Source organism: Acinetobacter sp. GN11 (assembly GCF_054823985.1).
In genome coordinates, this window is sequence record NZ_JRVL01000184.1 from 1 (window position 1) to 9,440 (window position 9,440).

General features: G+C 39.0%; 13 protein-coding genes. 12 read left to right on the top strand and 1 reads right to left on the bottom strand.

The annotated features are described in order from the left end of the window. Positions 1-137: 137 nt before the first annotated feature. The 12 genes from NL42_RS15140 to NL42_RS15195 all read left to right on the top strand — a co-directional run bounded on the left by NL42_RS15140 (position 138) and on the right by NL42_RS15195 (position 8,825). Positions 138-1,058 (top strand): hypothetical protein, encoded by a 921-nt coding sequence (locus NL42_RS15140; RefSeq protein WP_461313367.1) that lies wholly within the window; start codon positions 138-140, stop codon positions 1,056-1,058. A 155-nt stretch (positions 1,059-1,213) separates the two neighbouring features. After that, the gene (locus NL42_RS15145; RefSeq protein WP_461313368.1) at positions 1,214-1,444 is read left to right on the top strand and encodes a helix-turn-helix transcriptional regulator; all 231 of its coding nucleotides are present in this window, start codon (positions 1,214-1,216) and stop codon (positions 1,442-1,444) included. A gap of 96 nt (positions 1,445-1,540) precedes the next feature. Further along, complete coding sequence (locus NL42_RS15150) at positions 1,541-2,464, top strand: hypothetical protein (protein WP_461313369.1); 924 nt, start codon at positions 1,541-1,543, stop codon at positions 2,462-2,464. Positions 2,465-3,183: 719 nt separating this feature from the next. Further along, positions 3,184-3,495 (top strand): hypothetical protein, encoded by a 312-nt coding sequence (locus tag NL42_RS15155; RefSeq protein ID WP_461313370.1) that lies wholly within the window; start codon positions 3,184-3,186, stop codon positions 3,493-3,495. A gap of 173 nt (positions 3,496-3,668) precedes the next feature. Further along, the gene (locus tag NL42_RS15160; protein WP_461313371.1) at positions 3,669-3,974 is read left to right on the top strand and encodes a hypothetical protein; all 306 of its coding nucleotides are present in this window, start codon (positions 3,669-3,671) and stop codon (positions 3,972-3,974) included. Between the two features lie 495 nt (positions 3,975-4,469). Next, a complete protein-coding gene (locus NL42_RS15165) occupies positions 4,470-4,730 on the top strand; it encodes a hypothetical protein (RefSeq protein WP_461313378.1) in 261 nt (86 codons plus the stop codon). A gap of 104 nt (positions 4,731-4,834) precedes the next feature. Then, on the top strand, positions 4,835-4,984 hold the full coding sequence (locus NL42_RS15170; RefSeq protein ID WP_424610074.1) for a hypothetical protein: 150 nt from the start codon (positions 4,835-4,837) through the stop codon (positions 4,982-4,984). Positions 4,985-4,992: 8 nt separating this feature from the next. After that, a complete protein-coding gene (locus NL42_RS15175) occupies positions 4,993-6,066 on the top strand; it encodes a molecular chaperone DnaJ (RefSeq protein ID WP_461313372.1) in 1,074 nt (357 codons plus the stop codon). Positions 6,067-6,265: 199 nt separating this feature from the next. Further along, complete coding sequence (locus NL42_RS15180; protein WP_461313373.1) at positions 6,266-6,958, top strand: hypothetical protein; 693 nt, start codon at positions 6,266-6,268, stop codon at positions 6,956-6,958. Between the two features lie 58 nt (positions 6,959-7,016). Next, positions 7,017-7,346 carry a hypothetical protein gene (locus NL42_RS15185; RefSeq protein WP_461313374.1) on the top strand — a complete coding sequence of 110 codons (330 nt, stop codon included), beginning with the start codon at positions 7,017-7,019 and terminating at the stop codon, positions 7,344-7,346. Between the two features lie 81 nt (positions 7,347-7,427). Then, positions 7,428-7,721: a hypothetical protein gene (locus NL42_RS15190; protein WP_461313375.1), complete on the top strand. Its 294-nt coding sequence runs from the start codon at positions 7,428-7,430 to the stop codon at positions 7,719-7,721. Positions 7,722-7,775: 54 nt separating this feature from the next. After that, positions 7,776-8,825, top strand: a complete 1,050-nt coding sequence (locus NL42_RS15195; protein ID WP_461313376.1) for a DUF932 domain-containing protein — start codon at positions 7,776-7,778, stop codon at positions 8,823-8,825. A 245-nt stretch (positions 8,826-9,070) separates the two neighbouring features. On the opposite strand, the gene NL42_RS15200 is transcribed toward NL42_RS15195, so the two are convergent. Beyond that, positions 9,071-9,418 carry a hypothetical protein gene (locus NL42_RS15200; RefSeq protein WP_461313377.1) on the bottom strand — a complete coding sequence of 116 codons (348 nt, stop codon included), beginning with the start codon at positions 9,416-9,418 and terminating at the stop codon, positions 9,071-9,073. Positions 9,419-9,440 lie beyond the last annotated feature (22 nt).

Here is a 9,440-nt window from a genome sequence, read left to right on the forward strand (position 1 = left end):
TACTTGATAGTGTGTTTATTACAGTCAAATATAAAAAATAATTGAGCTGACTTACCTATGAAGCTTAACTGAATAGGTAGACCAGCATGTTGAATGAAACAGAAATACTCATGGCCATAGAACGCCTGATCATAGAGGTGAGTCAGGTATTAGAGAAAGGTGATCAAACGAAACGAAGTACTATACAAAAACTTCGAGCATATGCACGACAAGGATGTGATTTGGTTCCTGCATTTAAACAGATGTTCACCCGTAATCTTCAACTGATGTTTCCAGTCAATCAATTTATTCGAGTCATTGCGGTCGTAGATCGTTTGAACCGGCAATATGGTTTGACACACACTGAAATTCCTTATAAGGATGAATATATTCAAATTTGTAGAGCTTTGTATGTATCACAAGCAGCATGGAGTCGAGATCAGAATCGTTTCTACAGACAAGAATATAACAATCGGTTCAAATTAGAAGAATACCTTAGAAATATCATCCAAAAACATCGTCAAACTTTATGGGTTCGAGAAGAGCTTAAATACTATACCGAGTGTCTAGATGAGCTTTCTATTGTAGATGTTGAACGCCACTTAAAGACGTTACGGAAACGAATTTCAGATAAAGATACTTGCTTTAAAGACTTGGTTGGCTATGCATGGGCTTTAGAACAGGGGGGAGAAACGGGTGCCTACCATATCCATTTACTCCTGATTTATAACGGCTCAAAAAGAGAAGGGGATTGGTGGCATGCTGAATCAGTCGGTGAACTATGGGAGAAAATCACGGGTGATTTTGGGAAAGGGTTCAACAAGCATACTGCGAAGGAGAGAAAGTCTTACAAAGAAAAGGGCTTAGATGGATTGGGAATGGTGAAGCGAGAAGATGCAACGAAAGTAAACAATGCGATTCGACTCGGTTTGTATCTTGCTGATCCGACTAAGTATGAACAACGGTTACGAGTAAAAGTCTTTGGGATGAAGACGTTTAGTCATGGCCAGTTTACACCGAGTTTGTACATGCTTCGTCAATCCAGAGAGGCAGATGACGATATCAAATTACCATTTTAAAATGCTGATGCATTCGTAGAGAAGAGAGCCATTGAGCTCTCTTCTTTCTTTGCTTGTTTAATTTTTTGAGTTTGTTTCTTGGCTCCCTATTTATTTTTTATTGGGTTGGCCCATGGTATGTGCACAAACGCACGCATCATTTAAAAGGAAACTCCATGAATGCGTCTTTCACTCAAACGACCTTTGTGATGAACAAAATCATCAACATTAAACAAGTGATAGAATTTACTGGCCTCAGCCGTGCCACGATCTACAGTTTGCTTGACCCTAAATCAGAATACCATGATTCTACTTTTCCTAAACAGGTTCGACTAACCACAAACCGTGTTGGTTGGTCAGCTTTTGAAATAAATGAATGGATTGAGTCTAAACTGGCCCAGCGTTAAAGGGCCAGGAGACATCTCTTTCAACGATTTAAGGATAAGCACAATAAAAAAATATTGATCAGTACTTCCTATGAACATAAATACAGGAAGTCAAACATGCACCCAATTACCCTAACTCGCTATGAACATCAGGTTGCTCCGCGTTTGGAACAGGATATCTATAAACTCTATTTGAGTATCTATTTTAAACGCGGTGGTGAGTATGATGCCCAGTTCTGGCACTCTCATTTATTCGAGTACTTTTCTGACTGGTCTCAGATTTGTCTGATGCCTGCAATAGAATGTGGACTCTGGTTAAATTATTTCAGAATGTGCTTCCACGCGAGTCAAAGAGAGCTGAATCTTGTCGGTTTAAATCTCACTTATAATCAGCAAGAAGCTGAACAGTTAATCGATCTGATTTTAGTTAAATTACGGAAAATATTTTCTGCACCGTCCTTTCCTGAAATGGTCGAAGATAAAATGGTAAAACATGCCAAGAGAGTGGAGCATTACCAAAAAGCATACCAACAAGCGACTAAGCATCATCATGCGTTAAACAAGATTAATCTGTTTCTAGGCTATTTACCTGGTTATACATCTGTAACTTCTATTTCTAATGTATCCAAAGATATACGTCAGTTTGAACAACTGTTGGGTCAGTATGGTTATTTTCCGTTTGATTATCTCTTCCAGTATCAGCGCGTTGTTCAGCTCGCTGAAAACGGGGAGTACGGGATGCTATTCTCATTAACGCTAAATGGCTATATTTATCAGGATACTTCAGCGCTATTGCTGCAAATTGCCCGATTATGGAATTTTGTAACGAAGTACCGAGGGATGGTGGTGAGCTTGAATGAAGCGATTACAGAGCATAGCCATCCGTTTACTGAGATGTTTGCAGCATTTGATGATGTGAGTGATTTTGAGCGGCTCTTACAACTGGACTTTTTTAATGTGGATGCAGACTCGATGAATGTCAGAGTCTGGCCGCAAGGTTTCAAACTTTTCCATGGGAAGGGCTCACGTCGACCTTATTAGGTTTGCTTAATTTGGGAACGGGCTGCTTAAACAGCCCTAACTAATCTTATTTGAGTGCCAAGTCTATCTATCTGCCCTTGACCGAAGTTTAAACATATAAGATTTAAATCTTAACAGTAACTTGCTTTATAAAGCGTTGGATGTAATCTTTATTTGGAAATACTGTAAAATTTACAGATATATCCCTTTGCTTTTTCAAATAAGTTGGTAATGGGTACTCTTGAATTTTGTAAGAATGAAAGAAATTTTTAATGTCAGAAAAAGATAGCTTTCTGAAGAGTTTGATAAAACAAAGAGATGGTCGTTATTCATTACTAAGGCTGAAATATCAAGTGAAGATCGATGTGAGGCTTAATTCTATTAAGTAATCTGATTTGGTTAAAGTTAAATATTTATAATTTAATTAAAAGATTCTAATAGCAACATCACAATTTACTATGAGCTAAGTTGAGTTGTCAGTCATACTGGCATCAGACTAATTAACTAACAGTAATACGTTACACGGATAAAAAGAAAGCCTGACTTTGGGATTGTCAGGCTTTCTTTAAACTTGTTTACGGGCTAGTAACCAAAAAAGAATTTAGCAAAAAATTTAATGTGATGTAAAGATGAATTAGAGCGATTTCAATGAAAAATCGCATATTACTTTTTCTGTTTTTTTGTCAGGTAAACTATGGTGGAAGTCATTTTGTTATTAAGAATCAGCTAGGAAAATTTCCATGACTCAAACAAAAAGCCATTACTGGATCTTTATCCTATTTACAGTTTTCTATTTTTTCATTTTGTATCAATTCTTTGGCATTACACCAGTTAAGGTCAAGGCTTTACCTGCGAATGAAGTAGGTGATTTCTTAGCTGGTGCATTTTCCCCATTGGCCTTTTTATTTCTGATTTTAGGTTATTTACAAAACACTAAAGCCTTACAAATGCAAAGCCAAGAGTTAAAAGCAAGCACAGATGCATTGCATCAACAGGCTCAGGAATTAGCAAATAATGTTGAAGAGCAAAGGAAGCTACTTAGTGTCACATAGCAAGAGTTAGAAATTAAATATTTTGAAGCACGGCCTCATTTAACTTTCTATAGTTATTCTTTCACCTTAACGGAGAAGGAATTTCTAGAATGCGATGATGATGGTTCTATTATCGATATGGAACGTCATGAGGTCGCAGATATTAAGTTTGTCATTGCAAATAAGGGGGAGGTGTGGCAAAGCATGTAACTATTGAAGAGTTGGACTCGAATTTTAATGATTTTAATATAGAGCGTTATGAGTTAGCAGCACAGCAGAAAACTAGGCTTGATATTGAATTCATAGGAGAGCGACTTGAACTTTTAAAAAGCGAATTTCAACAAGATATCAAATTAAGAATTATTTACCATGATAAATATGGACGACAATATTCTGACCTAATAGATGTTTATATTTTCGTATTGAGAGATGCTTCTAGTGGTTTTGGAGTTAATATCAAGCGAAATACCTCTTGTTCAAATGAGGCAACAGTTGAATAGGATAATTAATCTATTAAATACTTAGTAGGTAATTGAATCTTTTAATACATTTATTGACACCTTAAATTTTGCAGATTATCCTTTGCGTGCTGGCCTACATTGCCAGTTGGTTTTGACAGACCATTTCTCAGAGATATTAAAAGATCTTCTTTTAATGTCTAGCTTCTCGTTCCCTTCCGTAGCGGTAGGACGGAAGTGGGACACTTTCGAGTGTGCTGGCCTCTGAGACCAGTCTGTCAACCCACTTTCGTTCTGCCACCATAAATCTAAATTGATGCTTTGGCAGAACTCCCAATATAAGGAGTTGGCTATGCATATTCTTTTTACACCTTCCGATTAGTTTTATAGGGTTTGATGAACTTCTGGTTTCTCAAGCTTTGGTTTTTTTCGTCTAAAAATTTAACTTAATAAATATGTCATGTGAGCTACACCGTGGCAGGGCTTTGTATTGCCTAAAAAAGCCAAACCTCCATGACCATGTCACTGGATATGACGATGAAAAATAAAATTTTGATGGGTGTGGTAGGAGTCAGTTTTCTGATCATGGATGGCTGTTCTTCCGATTTTGAAAAGGGCGTCAAACATGGCTGTTACAACATGGGTGGTAGTCGCAGTTATTGCTCCTGTGTCTATGGCAAAGTTGAAGAACATTATGGTCGTAAGGTTATGCGCCAGATTGAGCGTATGAGCTACCTTCCTGCTGATTTAGACCGAGTGATGTATCAGTCAGGTCAGCAATGCGTGGACAAGTTTTAGCACCAGATATTTAAAGCCTTAAGCAAATCATTGAAGCACTCATTTCTGGTTGCCTGTTCGGGCAACCGGAAGGGGTTATGCAACTCAATTTAGGAGTTTTGATCATGAAACATCCATTTTTTACCTTCTATTTCACGATTGTGATGGGTTACTGGCTGTATTGCATTTGGGAATATCCGGGGCATTACTCAGGTGCTTATTTACTGGGTCGTGCTCTGGTCTGGCCCGTTATCTTTATACGCTGGTTTTTCTAGGGGATGTTATGAGCATAGAGGAACGAATCCAGCAGAGTCAGTGGGTGCCCTTGTTGAGAGGTAGTGACAACATTTATTTTGCGCCTGTTATTCCCAATAAAAAGCTGCAAGGTGCCATGAGCTATTTACCTCATGGTGTAAGCCCCAACGAAGTCTTGATGCTGATTGACGATACCGTATTTGGTAGTGCCAAGGCTGGAATGTGCCTCACGGCAAAGGGACTTTTCTATAAAGAAAGCTTTGAAGATGAACAAGCTTATCTGTTTGAACACATCCAGCGGATAGAGGCTGATATTGGAATACTCACCAGTTCGATTTTAATTAACGGTCATGATGAACTGAGCTTTAGCCAACTCGATAAAGGTGCGATTCGTGCTTTAGCGGCATTCCTAAATGAATGTTGTCAGGGGCTACACAGTAGACAAAGCAATAGGCAAACGAGTATCAAGATTGAGGCCGAGGTGCAGATCATAATTGATCTGTTTGCCTACTTTATTACCTTCAATGCGGGCCAATGGAATGCCCGATCAAAAGAAGCTGTATCCGATCATTTTACTAAATTGAATGATAAGGCAGTGCATCAGTATGTCGAGAAATTATTGAATGAACAGATGCGCTTCGATTATGAAGACCTATTGCATCGTCTGGCAGATGTGAAAGATGACCTTGCCTACAACTTCCGTAGGGAGATGATTGAGCAATTGGTCTATGCAATGGCACTCGGTCAAGTTGAGCAGGACCAAGCTGATTTATTCATGACGCATTTGTGTCGTGTAACTAACGTTTCAAAAGCAGTTCTCCCTGAACTCGTCAAAATCATTTATCAATGTATGGCGGGGGAAATGAACCAGAAAAAAGCTTCTGATCTGACCGAGGAACAATTACAAGCCTGCAAACTTCTTGAAATTCAGCCCGAAGTTCTTACTGAGCAAACCCTTCAATCTGCTTACCGAAAAAAGATGGCAGACTTTCACCCCGATAAATACCAGAGCTTACCCGAATCAGTACAGCAGCTTATTCAACAGCAGGCTCAACAACTCAATCAGGCTAGAGCTTTATTAAAAGCCTATTTGGGAGTGTAGCCAATGACGATCAATACCCAACGGCTCAAACGGCGCTGGAAATGGTATGCAGCTTATATCGTGATTTTTATGCTGTCCTTTGCTTTGTTTTATGCCTATGACCATATGGGAAAATCATAAATAAAAAAAATTCAAATACACATTACCCCTGTGAAAGCACTCCTAAAGTGCCATATATCCTCAATTTCAAGGTAATAACATGATAAAGAACAACGTTAATTCAACCAAAAAGATCCCGCAGTTATATTGGCTGATAACTGTAGTGATGATGATTGTATTCATTGTTGGTGGGATTTTATTTAATCAGCATCAAAAGCAACAAACTGAACTTCAATTAGCTCAACTGGCTTTAGAACAATCTAAACTACAAAATCAATCCTCTTCTAAACAAGCAGCATCAGAACCAGCTGAATCAGGTTTCACTGGCATTGAAAGCATGGCGGAAAATACTGAAACACAATCTGCTAATTCACAAGCTGAGGATGAAGTGGTTGCAGGTGCAATAGCCGCATTTGATAAGGCAAAAGCAGCAGATACAAATATAGGTCATCTCAGTTCAGAAGTAGATGCTGAGTATCATGAAGGAAAAACTTTAAGTTCCAATGCTTCCCGTTACGGATTAAAATCAATCAAATCTGCTTCAGCCGATTTGAAAGCAACCATTTCTACGATTGACCAAATGTTAGCGTCGCATCTCATGAATGTATGGGGGCGCTCTGGTCCAGATCAGGTGGCTAAACGAGTTGAGGGTTGGAGTCAACAAGGCAATACCATGACTTACCGTGCTGCTTGGGACTCTGACCGTTACCAATGTACTTGGTATGTGGTGAGCTGGGATAAGAACAGCAATCAAGTCCTCAAAGAAGGATACCAGTCATGTTTCGGTCACTAATTAAAGTTGGCCTGTAGCATTTATTTAATTATTACTTTACTTAATCAGAGAAAATATCATGAACCTAATCAAACTTATCGCATGTGGAATTTTAAGCCTTTCAGTCAGCTCTATTGCCTTCGCTAAAACCGAGCAAGTCACTCTAAAAGCCAATGTTTACTATGGCGAAGAATCAGTTGTATTTCCAACAAACAAAGGTGAGGTCATTTTAAATAGCTATGCCATACCAGCCAAAGTGGTTCCTCAAGTTAAACCATATAAGAAAGGGCAATGTTTAGAAATCAAATCTAAATATGGTTTCTTTAAAGATACTGGTGATGGGCAATATATTGAAAGCATCCAACCTTGTGCTAAGAAAGGTTTAGCAACTCCAAAGGTAAATCGTTAATCTAAAAAACGACATAAATCCAATCAAGCCACAAGCATTTGCTTGTGGTTTTTTTATGCCTTTTATTTAAGCAGGAAGACCATGCGCCAGTGTCCTTATTGTCATTCATTACATATCACCTTACTGCGACAGACCGAGCCTAGTTCAGGAGTGTTTGCAAAGCTTTCATCATTCTCGCCAATGTCTCTGGCAGCAGCCTGTATGCAGTTGTCAAAACGCAGTCCTGTTCACCCTTTGGTAGGGGGCTTTGTGGGGTTGGTTATCGGTGGCATGTTTCTGCTCTACGTTCAACATCAAGAAAACATGGTGACGCTGTTTTACCAGTGTGAGCAATGTCTGGAACATTTTGAAATCCAGCAATCAGGTTTCTCGTAATTCTCATCGTTTACAGCATTCAAATTATTTAAATTACTTAAAGGAAAAACAATCATGGCACATCAAATAGAAACAATGGCTTTTGTAGGGCAAACCCCTTGGCATGGTCTGGGCAATCAGCTTCCTCAGAATCAGCCGATAGAAATCTGGGCACAGCAGGCGGGTATGGACTGGCGGATTGAATCATCCAATGTCAGTTATATGGCAAAGAATGAACGGGGACAAAATATCCTGATGCCTTATGAAGAGCAACGAGTGCTTTACCGTTCAGATACTCATGCACCGTTATCGGTGGTGAGTCAACGCTATCAGGAGGTACAACCCAAAGAGATTCTAGAGTTTTACCGAGACCTTACCGAGCAATCGGGTTTTGAACTGGAAACGGCAGGTGTCTTAAAAGGTGGACGTAAGTTCTGGGCATTGGCAAGAACGGGGCAATCGGCAGCATTAAAAAGTAAGGATGTCAGCAATGGCTACATTTTGTTGGCAACTGCTTGTGATGGAACACTAGCCACCACGGCGCAATTTACCTCGATTCGTGTGGTGTGTAACAACACTCTGGCGATTGCCTTACGCGGGCAGAACAGTAGTGCTGGTGTAGTTAAAGTTCCACACAGTACCAAGTTCGATGCCGAGAAGATTAAGCAGAAATTAGGTATTTCAGTTCGTGCCTGGGATGAACACATGTATGAAATGAAGCAACTCAGTCAACGCAAAGTCACCCAGCAGGAAGCCGCAGCTTACTTTGATGCCGTGTTCAATAACACGAACCTGAGTATTGCTGAACAGGATGAAAGTATCATTCAGTTCTACCGTAGTGTAGCTACACCTAAACAAATTCATTCATCCAAAGCTGACAATAAAACCGAACCCAATGGGCGTGCCATGTCTAAGGTCATGACCATGTTTAATGGACATGGTCGTGGGGCAGAGTTAGCTTCAGCCAAAGATACGGCTTATGGTTTATTATGCAGTATTACCGAGTTTGTGGATCACGAGAGACGTGCGATTTCAACGGATCACCGGATGGATTCAGCATGGTTTGGGGCTGGAGCCAATCTTAAACAACGTGGACTGGAGCAGGCATTAAGAATGGTGTCTTAAAAATACAGCTCATTATTCAGTTTAATTTAAGCTTAACTGTTTAGCCTAAGTCTATTCTTTACGCTGCTTTTGAAAAATTAATCCAATTCGATCTTTAGCCACATTTCTCCCAATGTGGCTTTTTTTTATGCCTTTTCCAACTTAACTAATTCACCTGATTGTTTTCCTATCTTCCGATAGGTTTGAAACAAGATAATAACAGTTTTACAAATCATAGCGAAAATATAAGGACCTATTTGATCAAGTTACAATTGACTAATTAAATACTTGTAACGATCAAAATTTTCTTGAGAGCTTTCAACGTTTTCTGTTAAAAAAAACAAAAAATCATTGAATATATTCATCTTTTTTTTGGCCTCAGTTTTCAACTTGAGAGTTGCTAAGCCAATTACCAATAAAATTGCCGTTCCAATCCAGAACGCTGGAATAAATAAACAAAGAACTCCGGCGACCAAGCATACAGTTGAAATCTTCTTAGTATTTTTAAAATTCTTAGTTTCAATGGATAGGTTTTCTTTCACTTCTGTTAGGACGTTATTAAATTCCTGTTCACCAACAAGGTTTTTAATATTATCTTTAAGCGTTATAATCATATGTTAAATTTCAAGTACTTGG

Excerpts from the sequence above, each read along its gene's own strand:
- NL42_RS15180 (WP_461313373.1), top strand. The coding sequence starts at position 6,266 with ATGATAAAGAACAACGTTAATTCAACCAAAAAGATCCCGCAGTTATAT.
- NL42_RS15145 (WP_461313368.1), top strand. The coding sequence starts at position 1,214 with ATGAATGCGTCTTTCACTCAAACGACCTTTGTGATGAACAAAATCATC.
- NL42_RS15150 (WP_461313369.1), top strand. The coding sequence starts at position 1,541 with ATGCACCCAATTACCCTAACTCGCTATGAACATCAGGTTGCTCCGCGT.
- NL42_RS15200 (WP_461313377.1), bottom strand. The coding sequence starts at position 9,418 with ATGATTATAACGCTTAAAGATAATATTAAAAACCTTGTTGGTGAACAG.
- NL42_RS15185 (WP_461313374.1), top strand. The coding sequence starts at position 7,017 with ATGAACCTAATCAAACTTATCGCATGTGGAATTTTAAGCCTTTCAGTC.
- NL42_RS15165 (WP_461313378.1), top strand. The coding sequence starts at position 4,470 with ATGAAAAATAAAATTTTGATGGGTGTGGTAGGAGTCAGTTTTCTGATC.
- NL42_RS15170 (WP_424610074.1), top strand. The coding sequence starts at position 4,835 with ATGAAACATCCATTTTTTACCTTCTATTTCACGATTGTGATGGGTTAC.
- NL42_RS15190 (WP_461313375.1), top strand. The coding sequence starts at position 7,428 with ATGCGCCAGTGTCCTTATTGTCATTCATTACATATCACCTTACTGCGA.
- NL42_RS15175 (WP_461313372.1), top strand. The coding sequence starts at position 4,993 with ATGAGCATAGAGGAACGAATCCAGCAGAGTCAGTGGGTGCCCTTGTTG.
- NL42_RS15155 (WP_461313370.1), top strand. The coding sequence starts at position 3,184 with ATGACTCAAACAAAAAGCCATTACTGGATCTTTATCCTATTTACAGTT.
- NL42_RS15195 (WP_461313376.1), top strand. The coding sequence starts at position 7,776 with ATGGCACATCAAATAGAAACAATGGCTTTTGTAGGGCAAACCCCTTGG.